The organism is Streptomyces sp. NPDC057099 (genome assembly GCF_042671245.1).
GTDB classification, from domain to species: domain Bacteria; phylum Actinomycetota; class Actinomycetes; order Streptomycetales; family Streptomycetaceae; genus Streptomyces; species Streptomyces purpurascens.
The window spans coordinates 28798-48347 of the sequence record NZ_JBHUTX010000055.1 but is presented as its reverse complement, the minus strand read 5'-3'; the positions used below and the strand labels follow the sequence as shown (position 1 = coordinate 48347).

14 protein-coding genes and 1 pseudogene are annotated in these 19550 nt (G+C 69.7%); 10 read left to right on the top strand and 5 right to left on the bottom strand.

Annotated features, from left to right (window positions below; genetic code table 11):
• Nucleotides 1-174: 174 nt before the first annotated feature.
• A complete protein-coding gene (locus tag ACFT4A_RS37250) occupies nt 175-609 on the top strand; it encodes an RrF2 family transcriptional regulator (protein ID WP_382839628.1) in 435 nt (144 codons plus the stop codon).
• Nucleotides 610-622: 13 nt separating this feature from the next.
• Here the strand turns inward: ACFT4A_RS37250 and ACFT4A_RS37245 are convergent, their stop codons facing one another.
• Nucleotides 623-1807, bottom strand: a complete 1185-nt coding sequence (locus ACFT4A_RS37245) for a globin domain-containing protein (RefSeq protein WP_382839625.1) — start codon at nt 1805-1807, stop codon at nt 623-625.
• A 295-nt stretch (nt 1808-2102) separates the two neighbouring features.
• On the opposite strand from ACFT4A_RS37245, the gene glnA reads away from it, so the two are divergent.
• Nucleotides 2103-3464, top strand: a complete 1362-nt coding sequence (gene glnA, locus ACFT4A_RS37240; protein WP_215121869.1) for a type I glutamate--ammonia ligase — start codon at nt 2103-2105, stop codon at nt 3462-3464.
• 96 nt (nt 3465-3560) lie between these two features.
• Here the strand turns inward: glnA and ACFT4A_RS37235 are convergent, their stop codons facing one another.
• Together ACFT4A_RS37235 and ACFT4A_RS37230 are read right to left on the bottom strand one after the other, a co-directional pair.
• The gene (locus ACFT4A_RS37235) at nt 3561-4007 is read right to left on the bottom strand and encodes a VOC family protein (protein ID WP_189724672.1); all 447 of its coding nucleotides are present in this window, start codon (nt 4005-4007) and stop codon (nt 3561-3563) included.
• A 22-nt stretch (nt 4008-4029) separates the two neighbouring features.
• Nucleotides 4030-4542, bottom strand: coding sequence for a pyridoxamine 5'-phosphate oxidase family protein (locus tag ACFT4A_RS37230; protein ID WP_382839621.1), 513 nt, complete (start codon nt 4540-4542; stop codon nt 4030-4032).
• A 155-nt stretch (nt 4543-4697) separates the two neighbouring features.
• Here ACFT4A_RS37230 and ACFT4A_RS37225 point away from each other — a divergent pair, with 155 nt between their 5' ends.
• Nucleotides 4698-7706: a bifunctional [glutamine synthetase] adenylyltransferase/[glutamine synthetase]-adenylyl-L-tyrosine phosphorylase gene (locus ACFT4A_RS37225; protein ID WP_382839618.1), complete on the top strand. Its 3009-nt coding sequence runs from the start codon at nt 4698-4700 to the stop codon at nt 7704-7706.
• Here ACFT4A_RS37225 and ACFT4A_RS37220 read toward each other — a convergent pair.
• Together ACFT4A_RS37220 and ACFT4A_RS37215 are read right to left on the bottom strand one after the other, a co-directional pair.
• Nucleotides 7703-8584: a phosphatase PAP2 family protein gene (locus ACFT4A_RS37220; RefSeq protein ID WP_382839616.1), complete on the bottom strand. Its 882-nt coding sequence runs from the start codon at nt 8582-8584 to the stop codon at nt 7703-7705. The genes ACFT4A_RS37225 and ACFT4A_RS37220 overlap by 4 nt on opposite strands.
• A gap of 96 nt (nt 8585-8680) precedes the next feature.
• Nucleotides 8681-9715 carry a LacI family DNA-binding transcriptional regulator gene (locus tag ACFT4A_RS37215; protein ID WP_382839612.1) on the bottom strand — a complete coding sequence of 345 codons (1035 nt, stop codon included), beginning with the start codon at nt 9713-9715 and terminating at the stop codon, nt 8681-8683.
• Between the two features lie 401 nt (nt 9716-10116).
• On the opposite strand from ACFT4A_RS37215, the gene ACFT4A_RS37210 reads away from it, so the two are divergent.
• From ACFT4A_RS37210 to ACFT4A_RS37180, 7 genes and pseudogenes are all read left to right on the top strand, one after another.
• Complete coding sequence (locus ACFT4A_RS37210; RefSeq protein WP_382839610.1) at nt 10117-11385, top strand: extracellular solute-binding protein; 1269 nt, start codon at nt 10117-10119, stop codon at nt 11383-11385.
• A 115-nt stretch (nt 11386-11500) separates the two neighbouring features.
• A complete protein-coding gene (locus ACFT4A_RS37205) occupies nt 11501-12505 on the top strand; it encodes a carbohydrate ABC transporter permease (protein ID WP_382839607.1) in 1005 nt (334 codons plus the stop codon).
• A gap of 13 nt (nt 12506-12518) precedes the next feature.
• Nucleotides 12519-13436, top strand: a complete 918-nt coding sequence (locus ACFT4A_RS37200) for a sugar ABC transporter permease (protein ID WP_382839605.1) — start codon at nt 12519-12521, stop codon at nt 13434-13436.
• A gap of 177 nt (nt 13437-13613) precedes the next feature.
• Complete coding sequence (locus tag ACFT4A_RS37195) at nt 13614-15296, top strand: glycoside hydrolase family 13 protein (protein ID WP_382839648.1); 1683 nt, start codon at nt 13614-13616, stop codon at nt 15294-15296.
• Nucleotides 15297-15414: 118 nt separating this feature from the next.
• A complete protein-coding gene (locus ACFT4A_RS37190; protein WP_382839603.1) occupies nt 15415-16788 on the top strand; it encodes an alpha-amylase family protein in 1374 nt (457 codons plus the stop codon).
• 158 nt (nt 16789-16946) lie between these two features.
• Entirely contained in the window at nt 16947-18374 is a 1428-nt protein-coding gene (locus ACFT4A_RS37185; protein WP_382839600.1) for a glycoside hydrolase family 30 beta sandwich domain-containing protein, read from the top strand.
• A gap of 101 nt (nt 18375-18475) precedes the next feature.
• Nucleotides 18476-19450: pseudogene (locus ACFT4A_RS37180) on the top strand (non-reducing end alpha-L-arabinofuranosidase family hydrolase); the annotation flags it as partial.
• Nucleotides 19451-19550 lie beyond the last annotated feature (100 nt).

Genomic DNA, 19550 nt, shown 5'->3' with positions numbered 1-19550 from the left:
CGTGGGAAAGGTGGGACGGTCGGGTCAGCTGATCGTAATGCGGGGAACAGGGCGCCTCGTAGAGCGGCGGAGGGAATGGGCTGAATCGATACGGCGCCGACAGGTGCCCGACAGCTTCGGAAACCCGGGGCCGGATAATTTGAGCCGCAGATTCCCATTACATACGCTGCGTGCATGCGGCTGCTGCGCTCCACCGACCTCGCCCTGCGGGTTCTCATGCGGCTCGCCGTCGCGGGCGAGTCGAGTCCGACGACCCGGGAGGTCGCGGACGGTATGGACGTGCCGTACACGCACCTGGCGAAGGTCGTCGCCGAGCTCCAGCACATGGGGCTGCTCGAGGCCCGCCGCGGCCGCGGCGGCGGCCTCACCCTGACGGAGCAGGGCCGTACGGCGTCGGTGGGCGCCGTGGTGCGCGCCTTCGAGGGGGACGGCGACGTCGTCGACTGCGAGGGCACCACCCCCTGCCCGCTGAACTCCGCCTGCCGGCTGCGCGGAGCCCTGCGCCGGGCCCAGGAGGCGTTCTTCGCCTCACTGGACCCGGTCACGGTCCGGGACATCGTGGCGGAGCCGACCGGGGCGCTGCTGCTGGAGATCTCGCGCGGAAGCTAGTTCGCTCAGCGCCTCAGGCCTGCCCCGCCAGCCACAGGTCCGGCCCGAACACCTCGTAGTGGATGTCGGCCGGGGCCACGCCCTTGGCGATCAGCTGGGCCCGTACCGCCCGCATGAACGGCAGGGGCCCGCACAGGTACGCGCGCGTGCCCGGCGCGACCGGGACGCCGGTGAGGTCGACCCGCCCGGAGTGCGTGCCCGAGGGGGCGTCCTGCTCATACCAGAGATGGACGGCCGAGTCCGGCAGCTTGGCCGCGTAGGCCTCGTGATCGGCGCGCAGGGCGTGGGCGGCGGGCGAGCGGTCGCCGTGGACGACGGTGACCGGGGCGCGGTGCCCCGAGCCGGCGAGGTGCGCCAGCATCGCGGTCATCGGGGTCACGCCGATGCCCGCCGAGGCCAGCAGCAGCGGTGTGTCGGGGCCGGCGTCCAGGACCAGGTCTCCGTACGGCTCCGACAGCTCCAGGAGGTCGCCCTCGTGCACGCGCGCGTGGAGGTGGTTCGAGACCTCGCCGTCGGGGGCGCCGTCGCCGTGCACGCGCTTCACGCTGATCTGGCGGAGCGGTCCCGCCGCACCGGAGAGGCTGTACTGCCGTATCTGCCGGGCGCCGTCCGGGAGGGCGACGCGGACGGAGACGTACTGGCCCGCGCGGAAGTCCCGCACGGGAGAGCCGTCGGCGGGCCGCAAGCGGAAGGTGGCGACGTCCGCGGTCTCGGTGACGCGCTCGACGACCTCCCAGGTCCGCCAGCCGGGCCCGCCGCTCTCCTCGCGCAGCCGCTTCTCGACGGCGATCAGGGCGTTCGCCATCAGCCAGTAGACCTCGTCCCAGGCGGCGGCGACCTCGGGCGTCACGGCGTCGCCGAGCACCTCGGCGATGGCGGCGAACAGGTGCTCGTGGACGAGGCCGTACTGCTCGGGCGTGACGCCCAGCGAGGCGTGTTTGTGGGCGATGCGCTGCAGCATCGCGTCCGGCCGCTGCTCCGGACGGTCCAGCAGGTGCGTCGCGAAGGCGGCGACGGAACCGGCGAGTGCCTGCCGCTGGGTGCCGGCGGCCTGGTTGCCCCGGTTGAACAGGTCCCGCAGCAGTTCGGGGCGGGCCGCGAACAGGCCGGCGTAGAAGCGCTCGGTGATCGCGCCGAGGGCCCCGCCGACGGCGGGGAGTGTGGCGCGGACGGTGGCGGCGGACTGCTCGGACAGCATCGGGGCTCCTCGGTGCTCGACTGCGAGCACGGTATTTAAAGTTGCATCTGAGATGCAAATTAAGCGAGTGGCGCAGCGAAGCGGACCGGCCGTTACGGATGTCGCCGCGAGCAGGCACTATGGGCGGAAGAGCAGTTCACCTGCCGTACGTGAGGCGTTCGGCCCCGGGCCGGCCGGGCGATCATGGTGCGCAACGCGTACGAAATGGTGGTGTGGTGGGATGCTCAGGTGCCCGACCGCCTCCCGTGGTACGGAAGAGAAGGCGGCCTGACCAGCAAGGATGGGGAAGCGGAAGATGGACAAGCAGCAGGAGTTCGTGCTCCGGACCTTGGAGGAGCGCGACATCCGGTTCGTACGCCTGTGGTTCACGGACGTGCTGGGCTTCCTCAAGTCCGTCGCCGTGGCCCCGGCCGAGCTGGAACAGGCTTTTGACGAGGGCATCGGCTTCGACGGCTCCGCGATCGAGGGCTTCGCCCGGGTCTACGAGTCCGACATGATCGCCAAGCCGGACCCGTCGACCTTCCAGATCCTGCCCTGGCGTGCGGAGGCCCCGGGTACGGCCCGCATGTTCTGCGACATCCTCATGCCGGACGGCTCCCCGTCCTTCGCCGACCCGCGCTACGTCCTCAAGCGCGCCCTGGCCCGCACCTCCGACCTGGGCTTCACCTTCTACACCCACCCGGAGATCGAGTTCTTCCTGCTGAAGGACCGGCCGCTGGACGGCAGCCGTCCGACGCCGGCGGACAACTCCGGCTACTTCGACCACACCCCGACCAACGTCGGCATGGACTTCCGCCGCCAGGCGATCACCATGCTGGAGTCGATGGGCATCTCGGTCGAGTTCTCCCACCACGAGGGCGCCCCGGGCCAGCAGGAGATCGACCTGCGGTACGCCGACGCGCTCTCCACGGCCGACAACATCATGACGTTCCGCCTGGTCATGAAGCAGGTGGCGCTGGAGCAGGGCGTCCAGGCGACCTTCATGCCGAAGCCGTTCTCCGAGCACCCGGGCAGCGGCATGCACACGCACCTGTCGCTCTTCGAGGGCGACCGCAACGCCTTCTACGAGTCCGGCTCGGAGTACCAGCTCTCGAAGGTGGGCCGCTCCTTCATCGCGGGCCTGCTGCGGCACGCGGCGGAGATCTCCGCGGTCACCAACCAGTGGGTCAACTCCTACAAGCGCATCTGGGGCGGCGCGGAGCGCACGGCGGGCGCGGGCGGCGAGGCCCCCTCGTACATCTGCTGGGGCCACAACAACCGCTCGGCGCTGGTCCGCGTCCCGATGTACAAGCCCGGCAAGACCGGCTCGGCGCGGGTGGAGGTCCGCTCCCTCGACTCGGGCGCGAACCCCTACCTGGCCTACGCCCTCCTGCTCGCCGCCGGCCTCAAGGGCATCGAGGAGAGCTACGAACTCCCGCCGGGCGCCGAGGACGACGTCTGGGCCCTCTCCGACGCCGAACGCCGCGCGATGGGCATCGAACCCCTCCCGCAGAACCTCGGCGAGGCCCTGACCCTGATGGAACGCAGCGACCTGGTCGCCGAGACCCTCGGCGAGCACGTCTTCGACTTCTTCCTGCGCAACAAGCGGCAGGAGTGGGAGGAGTACCGCAGCGAGGTCACGGCGTTCGAGCTGCGGAAGAACCTGCCGGCGCTGTAGGGGCAGGTCAGAGCGGGCTTTCCCGCTGATACGGCAGATGGGGCCGACGGTCGTGGACCGTCGGCCCCTCGTTCGCTCCGGTGGCGCCCGGCAGCGTCACGCCCCCTGTCGCTTGAGGTCCGCCAGCAGCTGGTGCAGCGGCTCCGTCGCCCGGCGGCGGTACTCCTGGACCGCCCAGCCGTTGCCGTCCGGGTCCGTGAAGTGCATGAACGTGGCGCCGTCGTCCGGCGCGTACTGGACCGGCTCCGAGACGTCGAGGCCGCGTTCGACGAGCTCCGCGTGGGCCGCCTTGATGTCGGCGACGCACAGTTGCAGGCCCTGGTACGAGCCGGGGGCCGGGGTGGGGCCGGGTGTCATCTCCCAGATGGACTCGCCGAGGGCGATCGAGCAGCCGGAGCCCGGAGGGGTCAGCTGGACGATCCGCATCCCGGGCATGACCTCCTGGTCGATGTCGACGTGGAAGCCGACCTTGTCCCGGTAGAAGTCCCGGGCGCGGTCGATGTCGGTGACGGGCAGCGGGATCACTTCGAGAGTGAAGTCCATGGCGTGACTCCTTCGTCAGGCATCAGGCGAACCGCCACCTCGTCTGGCTGAACGGCTCCCCCTTACCGAAGCCGAAAACGGTGCGCGGCGCCACCGCGTAGACGGCCGCGTGTCCCGCACCGTGGTGGAAATAGCCCTCCCGTACCTCGAAGTGCCAGAAACGGCCGTACTTCGTCTCCCACGCGGTGGCCAGTTCGCGTAGCCGCGCGTCGGCGGTCACGCGCCTCGCCTCGCCCTCCACCACCAGGTCGTAGCCCTGGTCCCACGTGGGCGTGCCGGTGGTGAGCACGACGTGCGGGTTCTCCGCGAGGTTCCGCGCCTTGCGCTCCTCCGGGCCCGTGCAGAAGTGCAGGGCGCCGTCCGACCAGATCGCGGGCAGCGGGGTGACATGCGGGCGCCTGTCCGGACGTACCGTCGTGATCCAGAACAGCTCCGCCGCCGTGAGCCGCGCTTCGGCCTCCCGCCAGTCGGTCGCGGTGGCCGTCTCGTCGCTGTAGCGGCGGTCCAGCCGGGTCTCGGGGTGCATGGTGGTCATGAGTGTCCTCCCGACTCTCGTTTCACAGGGCAGACCCTGTCCGTCCACCGAACTCATCGGAGCCCGACCCGGGCTCTGCGGTTACGCTCAAAGCCGTACGACCTTGATCCGAAGAAGACCGAAGAAGACCGAGGCGAGTCCGAAGGAGGCCCGGGATGACGGCGGCGCCGGGGCGCAGGAGCAGTACCTTCACACGGCTGCTGCGGCACGGCTTCACCGACGCCACCGCCGCCGAACGGCTCCTGGACAGTGCCGAGCTCGTGCTCCTGCGCGACGACCCGGTGCTGCTGGAAGCGCTGGGCGGGACCGCCGACCCCGATCTCGCGCTGCTCGGTCTCGTCCGGCTGCTGGAGGCCCAGCCGAACCCCGGCGCCCGCCGGGAACTGCTCGACACGCTGATCGCGGCCAAGCCGCTGCGCGACCGGCTGCTCGGCGTGCTCGGCGCCTCCACCGCCCTCGCCGACCACCTCACCCGGCACCCGGGCGACTGGCAGGCGCTCGTCATGTACGAGGCGTACGACCTGCACCCCGGGGTGGAGGAGTTCGAGGCCGGTCTCGCGGAGGCCACCGACCCGGTCTCCCTGCGCGTCGCCTACCGGCGCTGCCTGCTGTCCATCGCCGCCCGGGACGTGTGCGGCACCACCGGCGTCGCCGAGTCCGCGGCCGAGCTGGCCGACCTCGCCACCGCCACCCTGCGCGCCGCCCTCGGCATCGCGGAGGCCGCGGCCCCCGAGGACGCGGCCCTGTGCCGGCTCGCCGTCGTCGCGATGGGCAAGTGCGGCGGCCACGAGCTGAACTACGTCTCCGACGTGGACGTCATCTTCGTGGGGGAGGGGATCGAGGGGGCCGACGAGACCAAGGCCGTGCGGGCCGCGACCCGGCTCGCCTCGCACATGATGCGGATCTGCTCGGAGACCACGGTCGAGGGCTCCATCTGGCCTGTGGACGCCAACCTCCGGCCCGAGGGCAGAAACGGTCCGCTCGTGCGGACCCTCTCCAGCCACCTCGCCTACTACCAGCGCTGGGCCAAGACCTGGGAGTTCCAGGCGCTGCTCAAGGCCCGCCCGGTGGCCGGCGACCTCGACCTCGGCGCGGAGTACGTCGCCGCCGTCCAGCCCCTGGTGTGGAAGGCCGCCGAGCGCGAGAACTTCGTCCCCGACGTGCAGAAGATGCGCCGCCGGGTCGTGGAGAACATCCCCCTCGCCGAGGTCGACCGCCAGCTGAAGCTGGGCCCGGGCGGCCTCAGGGACGTCGAGTTCGCCGTGCAGCTGCTCCAGCTGGTGCACGGCCGGACCGACACCTCCCTGCGCAGCGGCACCACCCTCGACGCGCTCAAGGCCCTCGCCGCCGGTGGCTACGTCGGGCGCGCCGATGCCGCCAAGCTCGACGAGGCCTACCGCTTCCTGCGCTCCATGGAGCACCGGATCCAGCTGTTCCGGCTGCGGCGGACCCACCTCGTCCCCGAGGACGAGGCCGAGCTGCGCCGCATCGGCCGCTCCCTCGGCCTGCGCGCCGACCCGGTCGCCGACCTGCACCGCGAGTGGCGGCGCCACGCCACCGTCGTACGCCGGCTGCACGAGAAGCTGTTCTACCGGCCGCTGCTCGACGCGGTCGCCCAGCTCGCTCCCGGAGAGGCCCGGCTCCGGCCCGAGGCGGCCCGGGAGCGCATGGTCGCCCTCGGCTACGGCGACCCGGCCTCGGCCCTGCGTCATCTGGAGGCGCTGGCCTCCGGCGTCACCCGCAAGGCCGCCATCCAGCGCACCCTGCTGCCCGTCCTGCTGGGCTGGTTCGCCGACTCCGCCGATCCGGACGCGGGCCTGCTCAACTTCCGCAAGGTGTCGGACGCGCTCGGCAAGACGCCCTGGTACCTGCGGCTGCTGCGGGACGAGGGCGCCGCCGCGCAGAACCTCGCCCGTGTGCTGTCCGCCGGGCGGCTCGCGCCCGACCTGCTGATGCGCGCCCCGGAGGCGGTGGCGCTGCTCGGCGACGGGGACGGCGGCGGTCTCGAACCGCGCTCCCGCACCCATCTGGAGCAGGAGATACTCGCCGCGGTGAAACGGGCCGACGGGGCCACCCAGGCGGTCACCGCGGCACGTGGGGTGCGCCGCCGCGAGCTGTTCCGTACGGCCGCCGTCGACATCGTCGGCTCCTACGGCACCGAGGAGCAGCCCGCCGAGGCCGACCAGGGCGCGCTGGTGGACCGGGTCGGCGGCGCGGTGTCGGACCTGACGGCGGCGACGCTCGCCGGCACGCTCAGGGCCGTGGTGCGGGAGGGCTGGGGCGACAGCCTGCCCACCCGGTTCGCGATCATCGGCATGGGCCGTTTCGGCGGGCACGAGCTGGGCTACGGCTCCGACGCGGACGTGCTGTTCGTGCACGAGCCGCGGGACGGTGTCGACGAGCACGAGGCCGGGCAGGCCGCCAACAAGGTCGTCTCCGAGATGCGCCGCCTGCTCCAGATCCCCAGCGCCGACCCGCCCCTGCTCATCGACGCCGATCTGCGCCCCGAGGGCAAGTCCGGGCCGCTCGTACGGACCCTCAAGTCGTACGAGGCGTACTACCGCCGGTGGTCCCTGACGTGGGAGTCGCACGCGCTGCTGCGGGCCGAGCCCGTCGCCGGGGACGAGGACCTGGGCCGCCGGTTCATCGAGCTGATCGACCCGCTGCGCTACCGGGCGGACGGGCTCGACGACGAGGCCGTACGCGAGATCCGGCGGCTCAAGGCCCGGATGGAGTCCGAGCGGCTGCCGCGCGGCGCCGACCCCAAACTGCACGCCAAGCTGGGTCCCGGCGGCCTGTCCGACGTGGAGTGGACCGTGCAGCTGCTGCAACTGCGGCACGGCTCGGCGGAGCCGGGCCTGCGCACCACCCGCACCCGGGAGGCCCTGGCCGCCGCCCGCACGGCCGGGCTCATCACGGAGGAGGACGCCGCGACCCTGGACGAGGCCTGGGTCCTCGCGACCCGCGTGCGCAACGCGGTGATGCTGGTCCGCGGCCGGGCCGGCGACACGTTCCCCACCGAGCCCCGAGAACTGGCCGCCGTCGGCCGCTACCTGGGCTACGGCCCCGGCCACGCGGGCGACATGCTCGACGCGTACCGCCGCACGGCCCGCAGGGCACGGGGCGTGGTGGAGGAGCTGTTCTACGGGGTGGCGGAGCGCTAGGCCGACGGCCCGCGGCCGGCGCGACCCCGCTGACGGCGTTTGGGCGAGGCGGATCGCGTCGGTACCAGGCGTGGCAGTGCGTACGGCTGGGTGCCGTACCAGAGCCTGGCCACCGTGAAGCCGAAGGCCAGGCAGAGCATGCCGCCCACCGCGTCGAGCCAGAAGTGGTTCGCGGTGGCGACGATGACGACCAGGGTCAGCGTGGGGTACAGCAGGCCCAGCACCCGCACCCAGGGGATCGACGCCAGCGCGAAGATCGTCAGGCCGCACCACAGGGACCAGCCGATGTGCATCGACGGCATCGCGGCGTACTGGTTGGACATGTGCTTCAGGTCGCCGGAGGCCATCGATCCCCAGGTCTGGTGGACCATGACGGTGTCGATGAAATCGCTGCCGTTCATCAGCCGCGGGGGCGCCAGCGGATACAGGTAGTAGCCGACCAGGGCGACGGCGGTGGTCGCGAACAGCACCAGACGGGTCGCCGCGTACCGGCCGGGATGGCGACGGAACAGCCACACGAGCACACCCAGCGTCACCACGAAGTGGAGCGTCGCGTAGTAGTAGTTCATGCCGATGATCAGCCAAGTCACCGCGTTCACGGTGTGATTGATCGGCTCCTCGACGGCGATGCCCAGATGGTGCTCGGCCTTCCAGATCCAGTCGGCGTTGCGCAGCGCCTCGCCCCGCTGCTCGGGCACGGCGTTGCGGATCAGTGAGTACGTCCAGTAACTCACCGCGATCAGCAGGATCTCGAACCAGAACCGGGGCCGGCGCGGGGCGCGCAGTCCGCGCGACGCACCCGGACCGCTCTCGGCCGTAACGGTCTGCGGAAGGGCCGATTCCCGGCCTTCCGGCTTCGTCACGGTCGTGTCACCCATAGGCACAAAGTCTGCCAGAAAAGGACTTCCCCACCGATCATCCCCCGGCGAGGCCGGGGTCGCATGTTCTCTCTACGGCGAGATCAGGCCATGACGTCAGGAGCGAGCGCGATCCCCAGGTGCCGAAGCGGTCGAACCGCGCACCACCAGTTCCGGCATGAACACGAACTCGCTGTGGGGGGCCGGAGTCCCGCCGATCTCCTCCAGTAGCGTGCGGACGGCGGCCTGGCCCATCGCCGGGACCGGCTTGCGGATCGTGGTCAGCGGCGGGTCGGTGAAGGCGATCAGCGGCGAGTCGTCGAAGCCGACCACCGAGATGTCCTTCGGCACGTCCAGGCCCAGCTGCCGCGCCGCCCTGATCGCGCCCAGCGCCATCATGTCGCTCGCGCACACCACGGCCGTGCAGTTCCGCTCGATCAACGCCGTGGTCGCGGCCTGGCCGCCCTCCAGGGTGTACAGGGAGTGCTGGACCAGCTCCGACTCGACGGCCTCGGCGCCCAGACCCAACTGGTCCTGCATGGTGCGCACGAACCCCTCGATCTTGCGTTGCACCGGCACGAACCGCTTCGGCCCCAGCGCCAGCCCGATCCGCTGGTGCCCCAGGGACACCAGGTGCGTGACCGCCAGGCTCATCGCGGCGCGGTCGTCGGGGGAGATGAACGGCGCCTGCACCTTCGGCGAGAACCCGTCGACCAGCACGTACGGCACGCCCTGCGCCCGCAGCCGGTCGTAGCGCTGCATGTCGGCGGTGGTGTCCGCGTGCAGCCCGGAGACGTAGATGATGCCGGCGACCCCGCGGTCGACGAGCATCTCCGTGAGCTCGTCCTCCGTCGAGCCGCCCGGCGTCTGGGTGGCGAGGACGGGCGTGTAGCCCTGCCTCGTCAGCGCCTGGCCGATGACCTGGGCCAGGGCCGGGAAGATCGGGTTCTCCAGCTCCGGGGTGATCAGGCCCACCAGGCCCTCGCTGCGCTGGCGCAGCCGCACCGGGCGTTCGTAGCCCAGTACGTCGAGGGCGGCCAGGACGGACTGGCGGGTGGTGGCGGCGACGCCCGGCTTCCCGTTGAGGACGCGGCTGACGGTCGCTTCGCTCACCCCCGCCTGGGCGGCGATGTCGGCAAGCCGTGTGGTCACAGGACCGGACTGTAGCGGCCGGGGATCTCCTTGCGCACCGACGGGACGCCTGGTGCGTGCCGTCCCACGGCCGGCGGCGGGTTGCTGGGTCATCGCGGTCCCCAAATGGTCGAGAAGAGGTCGTGGCCGGCGTCCGATCCGCAACGGATGATTCCCCCGACGGAAGCGGATGGCAAGTGCTTGCAGAGTCTTGCACAGCTGTCCGAGTCCCCGCCGAACAGCCGCAAATCCGGGTCCGGGAGGGGCAGGAGAGAGGTCACGGCGGGGTAACCATCCGCACCGCTTGCAACTTTTTGCTGCAAGGTCTTTCGCAAGTCCGTGAAGCGCGGCTAATCTCACCGACGCCCGGCGGCCAACGGCGCAGTCGGCAGCACGAACGGGCTGACCCTCAAGGAGAACTCATGCGGCGTGGCATAGCGGCCACCGCGCTGGTGGCGTCCCTCGCCCTGGCGGCGACGGCGTGCGGCGGAAGCGACAGCGGCGACGAGGCCGGCGGCCCGGTCACCATCACCTGGTGGGACACCTCCAACGCGACCAACGAGGCGCCGACGTACAAGGCCCTGGTCAAGGAGTTCGAGGCGGCCAACAAGGACGTCAAGGTCAACTACGTCAACGTCCCCTTCGACCAGGCGCAGAACAAGTTCGACACCGCCGCCGGTTCCAAGGGCGCCCCCGACGTGCTGCGTTCCGAGGTCGGCTGGACCCCGGCCTTCGCCAAGAAGGGCTTCTTCGCGCCGCTCGACGGCACCGAGGCCCTCGCCGAGCAGGACAAGTTCCAGCCCAGCCTGATCGAGCAGGCCAAGTACGAGGGCAAGACCTACGGCGTCCCCTTCACCACGGACACCCTCGCCCTCGTCTACAACAAGGCCCTGTTCGAGAAGGCCGGCGTCGAGGCCCCCAAGACCTGGGACGACCTGAAGAAGGCCGCCGCCACGATCAAGGACAAGACCGGCGTCGACGGCTACTGGGGCTCCACCCAGGCCTACTACGCGCAGAGCTTCCTCTACGGCGAGGGCGCCGACACCGTCGACGTCGACGCCAAGAAGATCACCGTGACCTCGCCGGATGCCAAGAAGGGCTACGGCACCTGGCAGGGCCTCTTCAAGGGCAAGGGCCTGCACAAGGCCGACACCACCGCCGATGCCTACGCCCACATCCAGGAGGCGTTCGTCAGCGGCAAGGTCGCCTCGATCGTCCAGGGCCCGTGGGAGATCACCAACTTCTACAAGGGCTCCGCCTTCAAGGACAAGAACAACCTCGGCATCGCCACCGTCCCGGCCGGCTCCACCGGCAAGGCGGGCGCCCCGACCGGCGGCCACAACCTCTCCGTGTACGCGGGCTCGGACAAGGCCCACCAGGAGGCCTCGCTGAAGTTCGTGAAGTTCATGACCTCGGCGAAGACCCAGGAGACCATCGCGCTCAAGAACTCCACGCTCCCCACCCGCGAGGACGCCTACACCGCCGAGGTCAAGGCCGACCCCGGCATCGCCGGCTACCAGGGCGTGCTGTCCGCCGCCCAGCCGCGCCCGGCGCTGCCCGAGTACAGCTCCCTGTGGGTCCCGCTCGACGACGAGCTGCTCGAGATCGCGAGCGGCAAGGAGTCCCTGGACAAGGGCCTCGGCGATGCCGAGACCGCCATCACCAAGCTGGTGCCCGACTTCTCCAAGTGACCGCCGCGTGGCCGCCGGATCCCCCTGGCACGGGGGCGGGGATCCGGCGGCCCCGGCCCGCGCCTGCGCCTGGGCAGTCCCCAGAACTCCTTGAACTTCCAGAAGGTGTCGAACCATGACAGTCGTCATCGACCGAGCGACCGGCAAGCGGCGCGGTGAGCGGGAACCGCGCCCCGGGCCGGCCCAGCGGCTGAAGAACGGCTTCCACAAGCACTGGTACGCCTACGCGATGATCGCCCCGGTGGCGATCGTCCTCGGGGTGCTCGTGCTGTACCCGCTGGCGTACGGCCTGTACCTCACGCTCACCGACGCCACCAGCCTCAACACCGCCCGCACGATCGGCGTCAACGAGATCGACGCCACCTACAAGTTCATCGGCCTGGACAACTACGCCGACATCCTGTGGGGCCCGACGTCGTACGACCGCTTCTGGTCGCACTTCCTGTGGACGGTCTTCTGGACCGCGGCCTGTGTCACCCTGCACTACGGCATCGGTCTCGGCCTCGCGCTGCTGCTCAACCAGAAGCTGCGCGGCCGCACCCTCTACCGGATGATCCTCGTGCTGCCCTGGGCGGTGCCGACCTTCGTCACCGTCTTCGGCTGGCGGTTCATGCTCGCCGACGGCGGCATCATCAACAGCGGCCTGGAGTTCCTGCATCTGCCGACGCCGCTGTGGCTGGAGGACACCTTCTGGCAGCGGTTCTCCGCGATCATGGTCAACACCTGGTGCGGTGTGCCGTTCATGATGGTCTCGCTGCTCGGCGGATTGCAGTCGATCGACGCGAGCCTGTACGAGGCCTCCGAGATGGACGGCGCCAACGCCTGGCAGCGGTTCCGCTACGTCACCCTGCCCGGCCTCAGGTCCGTCAGTACGACGGTCGTCCTCCTCGGCGTCATCTGGACCTTCAACCAGTTCGCCATCATCTTCCTGCTGTTCGGCAACACCGCCCCCGACGCCCAGATCCTCGTGACCTGGGCCTACCAGCTGGGCTTCGGGCAGCAGCCGCGCGACTACGCCCAGTCCGCCGCCTACGGAATCCTCCTCCTGTCCCTCCTGATCGTCTTCACCTCGTTCTACCGCCGCTGGCTTAACCGCAACGAGCAGCAGCTCGCGATCTGAGGCAGGAGTTCCCATGAGTACGACGAGCACGACCACCGTCGAGACCTCCGCCCCGGCGACCGGGCGGCGCCCCGCGGGCGACCCGCGCAAGGTCCGCCGCCGCGGCGAGCAGAGCCGCGCGGGCTCCCTCGCCTCGCACGCCGTGCTGATCGGCGCGAGCCTGACCGCGCTCTTCCCGATCGCCTGGCTGGTCTTCCTGTCCCTCGGCCCGGACAAGGACGACTACCTGCACCCCGGGCGCATCTGGGGCAAGATGACGCTCGACAACTACGCGTTCGTCCTGAAGGACACGAGCTTCTTCGACTGGCTGACGAGCACGCTGGTCGTGGTGCTGGGCACGACGCTCATCGGCGTCGTCGTCGCGGCGTCCACCGGCTACGCCGTCTCCCGCATGCGCTTCCCCGGCTACCGGAAGCTGATGTGGGTGCTGCTGGTCACCCAGATGTTCCCCATCGCGGTACTGATCGTGCCGATGTACCAGATCCTCTCGGATCTCCAGCTCGTCGACAGCTACCTTGGTCTCATCCTTGTCAACTGCACCACGATCGTGCCGTACTGCGCCTGGCTGATGAAGGGCTATTTCGACACCATCCCGTTCGAGATCGACGAGGCCGGGCGCGTCGACGGGCTGACCCCCTTCGGCACGTTCGCGCGGCTCATCCTGCCGCTCGCGAAGCCCGGCCTCGCGGTCGCGGCGTTCTACAGCTTCCTCACGGCCTTCGGGGAGGTCGCGTTCGCCTCGACGTTCATGCTGAGCGACGACAAGTACACCTTTGCCGTCGGTCTGCAGACCTTTGTGAGTGAGCATGACGCACAGCGGAATCTGATGGCCGCGACGGCTGTGCTGATCGCGATACCGGCTGCCATTTTCTTCTACCTCGTGCAGAAGAACCTGGTGACCGGGCTTACCGCCGGTGGCACGAAGGGGTGACCCCCGTTTCGGCGTTCGGCTGCGGCTTTCGTCGTGGTTGCTCGCGCAGTTCCCCGCGCCCCTGAGGGGCGCGGGTGTGGCGGCCGTGGTGCTCATCCGACCCCGCTGTGCCGCGGCCGCCCCAACACCCCGTCCACGCCTTCCATGACCGACATCCTGTTACGCACCAAGGACGACATGAGCCAGCAGCCCTTTGCCGCCCCTGCCATGACCCCCACCGTCGCCAAGCGCCGCGACTGGTGGCGGGACGCGGTGATCTACCAGGTGTACCCGCGCAGCTTCGCCGACAGCAACGGCGACGGCATGGGCGACCTGGAAGGTGTCCGCACCCGTTTGCCGTATCTGCGCGACCTCGGCGTGGACGCCGTGTGGCTCAGCCCCTTCTACGCCTCGCCGCAGGCCGACGCCGGCTACGACGTCGCCGACTACCGGGCCGTCGACCCCATGTTCGGCAACCTCCTGGACGCCGACGCGCTGATCCGCGACGCCCATGAGCTGAGCCTCAGGATCATCGTCGACCTGGTCCCGAACCACTCCTCCGACCAGCACGAGTGGTTCAAGCGGGCCGTCGCCGAGGGCCCGGGCTCGCCGCTGCGGGAGCGCTACCACTTCCGCCCCGGCAAGGGGAAGCACGGCGAACTGCCGCCCAACGACTGGGAGTCGATCTTCGGCGGCCCGGCGTGGACCCGGGTCACCGAACCCGACGGCACGCCCGGAGAGTGGTACCTGCACCTCTTCGCCCCCGAGCAGCCCGACTTCAACTGGGAGCACCCGGCGGTCGGCGACGAGTTCCGCTCCATCCTGCGCTTCTGGCTGGACATGGGCGTCGACGGCTTCCGTATCGACGTCGCCCACGGTCTGGTGAAGGCGGAGGGGCTGCCCGACCTTGGATCCCACGACCAGGTGAAGCTGCTGGGCAACGATGTCATGCCGTTCTTCGACCAGGAGGGCGTGCACGAGATCTACCGGCAGTGGCGGCTCATCCTCGACGAGTACGCGGGGGAGAGGATCTTCGTCGCCGAGGCCTGGACCCCGACCATCGAGCGCACCGCCCACTACGTCCGCCCGGACGAGCTGCACCAGGCGTTCAACTTCCAGTACCTCAGCACCCACTGGGACGCCGAGGAGATGCGCGAGGTCATCGACCGCACCCTGGACGCCATGCGCCCGGTCGGCGCACCCGCCACGTGGGTCCTGTCCAACCACGACGTGACCCGGCACGCCACCCGCTTCGCCAACCCGGCAGGGCTCGGCACCCAGATCCGGCTGGCCGGCGACCGGGAACTGGGGCTGCGCAGGGCCCGGGCCGCGTCCCTGCTCATGCTGGCGCTGCCCGGCTCGGCCTACGTCTACCAGGGCGAGGAACTCGGGCTGCCCGACGTCGTCGACCTGCCCGACGAGGTGCGCCAGGACCCGGCGTACTTCCGGGGCGCCGGCCAGGACGGCTTCCGCGACGGGTGCCGGGTGCCGATCCCGTGGACCCGGACCGGGTCGTCGTACGGCTTCGGCGACGGGGGCAGCTGGCTGCCGCAGCCGGACGGGTGGGGCGAGCTGAGCGTCGAGGCGCAGACCGGGGAGCCCGGCTCCACCCTGGAGCTGTACCGGGCCGCGCTCGCCGTGCGCCGTGAGCAGCCCGACCTGGGGGCCGGTACGTCCGTGGAGTGGCTGCGGGCGCCCGAGGGCGTGCTCGCCTTCCGGCGCGGGGAGTTCGTGTGCGTCGCGAACACCACGGGGGAGTCGGTGGCCATGCCGGCGTACGGCCGGGTGCTGGTCGCGAGCGGCGAGGTCGTCCTGGTCGACGACGAGGCGAAGGTGCCCGCCGACGCCACCGTGTGGTGGAGCACGGCGATCACCGCCTGAGTTCCTTTGAATTCCGTACGGCTCGCTGCCCTTTCGGGTGGCGGGCCTCTATCATCTGCGTCACCGCAAGGTTTCTGAACCTTGCTGCAAGAACCTTCAACGAAGAAGGAAACCCCACATGGCGCGCAGATTCCTCGCCTCCGCCGTCGCGCTCGTCGCGGCTTCGGTTGTCATGAACCCGACCAGTGCACAGGCCTCCCCACCTGGCACCAAGGACGTCACCGCCGTCCTCTTCGAGTGGAACTTCGCCTCCGTCGCCCGTGAGTGCACCAACACCCTCGGGCCCGCCGGCTACGGCTACGTCCAGGTCTCCCCGCCCGCCGAGCACATACAGGGCTCCCAGTGGTGGACGTCGTACCAGCCGGTCAGCTACAAGATCGCCGGCCGGCTCGGTGACCGCACGGCCTTCCGGAACATGGTGAACACCTGCCACGCGGCCGGTGTGAAGGTCGTCGCGGACACGGTCATCAACCACATGGCGGCCGGCAGCGGCACCGGCACCGGCGGCTCGTCGTACGGCAAGTACAGCTATCCGGGCCTGTACTCCGCGCCCGACTTCGACGACTGCACCTCCCAGATCAGCAACTACCAGGACCGCTGGAACGTCCAGCACTGCGAGCTGGTCGGCCTCTCCGACCTCGACACCGGTGAGGACTACGTCCGCGGGGCCATCGCCGGGTACATGAACGACCTGCTCTCCCTCGGTGTCGACGGCTTCCGCATCGACGCGGCCAAGCACATGGACACGGCCGACCTGGCGAACATCAAGTCCCGGCTGAGCAACCCGTCGGTCTACTGGAAGCAGGAGGTCATCCACGGCTCCGGCGAGGCCGTCCAGCCCACCGAATACACGAGTAACGGCGATGTCCAGGAGTTCCGCTACGCCTACGACCTCAAGCGGGTCTTCAACAACGAGAACCTCGCCTATCTGAAGAACTACGGCGAGGGCTGGGGCTATATGGGCAGCGGTGTCTCCGGGGTCTTCGTCGACAACCACGACACCGAGCGCAACGGCTCGACCCTCAGCTACAAGGACAACGCCAACTACACCCTCGCCAACGTCTTCATGCTGGCCTGGCCCTACGGTGCCCCGGACATCAACTCCGGCTACGAGTTCAGCGACCATGACGCCGGTCCGCCGAACGGCGGCCAGGTGAACGCCTGCTGGCAGGATGGCTGGAAGTGTCAGCACAACTGGCCGGAGATCAAATCCATGGTCGGCTTCCGCAATGCCACGCGCGGGCAGGCCGTCACCAACTGGTGGGACAACGGGGGCGACGCCATCGCGTTCGGGCGGGGGAGCAAGGGCTTCGTGGCGATCAACCACGAGTCGGGTGCGCTGAGCCGGACCTACCAGACCTCGCTGCCGGCGGGGACGTACTGCAACGTGCAGAACAACACGACCGTGACCGTGAACTCCGGTGGTCAGTTCACCGCCACCCTCGGCGCGAACACGGCTCTCGCGATCCACGCGGGCCGGTCCAACTGCTGAGCGCTGGGCTCCAGTTGCGGCGCATGAGGGATTGACGCTCCCGGAACGCTGCCCTACGTTCCCTCCACAGTGGCAACTCCCTGAACGTTGTTCAGCATCTCGAACACTCGCCCCTCGGAAACCCCGGGGGGCGACCTCATACCACTGGGAGCGCTCCCATGACGGGACGGATCACGCTGCGCGGACTCAGAGGTCTCAGACGGTGGACGGTGACGTCCCTGGCGGTGCTGATGACCACCGCCGGTGTCACCGCGGGGGCCTCGCCGACGGACGCCCGGGCGGACGTCTCCGCGACCATCGACGGGGCCACCCGGCATCAGCCCATCGACGGCTTCGGCATCTCCGAGCACTTCGGCCGGGCCGCGATCATGCGCGGCTCGCAGGGCCTGCCCGCCGAGCGCCAACGCGAGATCCTCGACCTGCTGTTCAGCCGGAGCACCGGTGTCGGGCTGAGCATCCTGCGCCTCGGCATCGACTCGGGGATTCAGCCGACCGACCCCGGCGGGCCGAACGCGACCCCCAAGTACGTGTGGGACCGCAACGACAAGGGCCAGGTCTGGCTCGCCCAGCAGGCCAAGGCGTACGGCGTGAACCGCTTCTACGCCGACGCCTGGACGGCCCCCGGCTATATGAAGACCAACGGCACCGACGCGAACGGCGGCACCCTGTGCGGCCTGGCGGGTGCGAGCTGCGCGAGCGGCGACTGGCGCAAGGCGTACGCGAACTACCTGGTCCAGTACGCGAAGTTCTACGCCCAGGAGGGCATCCGGATCAACGACCTCGGGTTCACCAACGAGCCCGACTGGACGGCCACCTACGACTCCATGCGGCTCACGCCCGCCCAGGCGGTCGAGTTCACCAAGGTCTTCGGCCCGGTGGCGAGGGCCGGTGGCTACCAGGTCGTCTGCTGTGACTCCTTCGGCTGGAACCAGCAGAAGAACTACACCAGCGCCATCGAGGCCGATGCGACGGCCCGGGGCTTCGTCGACACGCACGCCGGCCACACGTACGCCAGCAAGATCGACGGGCCGCTGCCGACCGGCAAGCGGACCTGGATGTCGGAGTGGTCGCCCGACGGCACCACCTGGAACGAGGCCTGGGACGACGGCAGCGGCTACGACGGCTTCACGGTCGCGGGCGCCGTGCACGACGCCCTGACCAAGGGCAACACCAGCGGCTATGTGTACTGGTACGGCGCCTCGACCGGTGCCACGCGTGGGCTGATCCAGATGGACGGCGCGAACTACCACGTCTCCAAGCGCCTGTGGGCCCTGGCGAACTACAGCCGCTTCATCCGGCCCGGGGCGACCCGCATCGGCGCCACCACGTCCGACGGCAACCTCAGGCTGTCGGCGTTCCGCAACACCGACGGCACGGTGACGGTCGTGGCGCTCAACGCGGCCTCCAGTGCCACCCCGGTGTCCTTCGGCCTCCAGAACATCGGGTTCACCACCGGAACGGCGACCCCGTACCTGACCAACGGCTCCCAGGGCACCGCCCGGCAGTCGGCCGTGCCGGTCACCGGCGGGTCGCTCAAGGCCACGGTTCCGGCCCGCTCGCTCGTCACCTACACCCTCAAGCGATAGGAGACACGATGCGCCTGACAAGGCATCTGGGAGTCCTGATCGGAGGCCTGGCCCTGTTAATGGGTGCCCTGGTGGCGCCGTCCGCCGCGTCCTCGGAGCAGCGGGCGGCGGCCCTGCCCGGCAGCTTCAAGTGGAGTTCCAGCAATGTGCTGATCTCCCCGAAGTCGGACGCGACCCACCAGCTCAGCGCCATCAAGGACCCGTCCGTCGTGTACCACAACGGCCGCTGGCATGTCTTCGCCAGCACCGCCAGCACCAGCGGCGCCTACAACATGGTGTACCTGAACTTCGCCAGCTGGCAGGAGGCCGCCTCCGCGCAGCACCACTACCTGGACCAGACGGCGATCGGTGCCGGGTACAAGGCGGCGCCTCAGGTGTTCTGGTTCGCGCCGCAGAAGCTCTGGTACCTCGTCTACCAGACCGGCGACAACGCGGCCTACTCGACGACGGCGGACATCGCCAACCCCAGGTCGTGGACCGCGCCGAAGAAGTTCTACGCGAACGGCATGCCGCAGATCATCAAGGACAACATCGGCAGCGGCTACTGGGTCGACTTCTGGAACGTCTGCGACAGCGCCAAGTGCTACCTGTTCTCCTCCGACGACAACGGCCACCTGTACCGCTCGGAGACCAGCCTGGCCGCCTTCCCGAACGGCTTCACCAACACCGTCATCGCGCTCCAGGACTCCAACAAGTACCGCCTCTGGGAAGCCGCCAACGTCTACAAGCTCAAGGACTCCAACACGTATCTGCTGCTCAACGAGGCGATCGGCGGCAACGGCAAGCGGTACTTCCGCTCCTGGACGTCGAACAGCATCGCCGGGAGCTGGACCCCGCTGGCCGACACCGAGTCCAACCCCTTCGCGCGCTCCAACAACGTCACCTTCAGTGGTACGCCCTGGAGCCAGGACATCAGCCACGGCGAGATGGTCCGTCACACCAACGACCAGACCCTCACGGTCAATCCCTGCCGGCTCCAGTACCTCTACCAGGGCCTGAACCCCTCGGCGAGCGGCCCCTACAACACGCTCCCGTGGCGGCTGGGGCTGCTGACGCAGACCAACTCCACTTGTTGAAAGTTCTTTCCGATGGTTTCAGGACTCTTGCTGTAAGCGTTTCGGCGGCGATACGGTCGCGCGGGGTCGGACCCGTGAGAGCCGCAATCGCAAGGAGTCC

Bases quoted from the DNA above. Each gene is read 5' to 3' on its own strand.
- ACFT4A_RS37250 (WP_382839628.1), top strand. From the start codon at position 175: ATGCGGCTGCTGCGCTCCACCGACCTCGCCCTGCGGGTTCTCATGCGG.
- ACFT4A_RS37245 (WP_382839625.1), bottom strand. From the start codon at position 1,807: ATGCTGTCCGAGCAGTCCGCCGCCACCGTCCGCGCCACACTCCCCGCC.
- glnA (WP_215121869.1), top strand. From the start codon at position 2,103: ATGGACAAGCAGCAGGAGTTCGTGCTCCGGACCTTGGAGGAGCGCGAC.
- ACFT4A_RS37235 (WP_189724672.1), bottom strand. From the start codon at position 4,007: ATGGACTTCACTCTCGAAGTGATCCCGCTGCCCGTCACCGACATCGAC.
- ACFT4A_RS37230 (WP_382839621.1), bottom strand. From the start codon at position 4,542: ATGACCACCATGCACCCCGAGACCCGGCTGGACCGCCGCTACAGCGAC.
- ACFT4A_RS37225 (WP_382839618.1), top strand. From the start codon at position 4,698: ATGACGGCGGCGCCGGGGCGCAGGAGCAGTACCTTCACACGGCTGCTG.
- ACFT4A_RS37220 (WP_382839616.1), bottom strand. From the start codon at position 8,584: ATGGGTGACACGACCGTGACGAAGCCGGAAGGCCGGGAATCGGCCCTT.
- ACFT4A_RS37210 (WP_382839610.1), top strand. From the start codon at position 10,117: ATGCGGCGTGGCATAGCGGCCACCGCGCTGGTGGCGTCCCTCGCCCTG.
- ACFT4A_RS37205 (WP_382839607.1), top strand. From the start codon at position 11,501: ATGACAGTCGTCATCGACCGAGCGACCGGCAAGCGGCGCGGTGAGCGG.
- ACFT4A_RS37200 (WP_382839605.1), top strand. From the start codon at position 12,519: ATGAGTACGACGAGCACGACCACCGTCGAGACCTCCGCCCCGGCGACC.
- ACFT4A_RS37195 (WP_382839648.1), top strand. From the start codon at position 13,614: ATGAGCCAGCAGCCCTTTGCCGCCCCTGCCATGACCCCCACCGTCGCC.
- ACFT4A_RS37190 (WP_382839603.1), top strand. From the start codon at position 15,415: ATGGCGCGCAGATTCCTCGCCTCCGCCGTCGCGCTCGTCGCGGCTTCG.
- ACFT4A_RS37185 (WP_382839600.1), top strand. From the start codon at position 16,947: ATGACGGGACGGATCACGCTGCGCGGACTCAGAGGTCTCAGACGGTGG.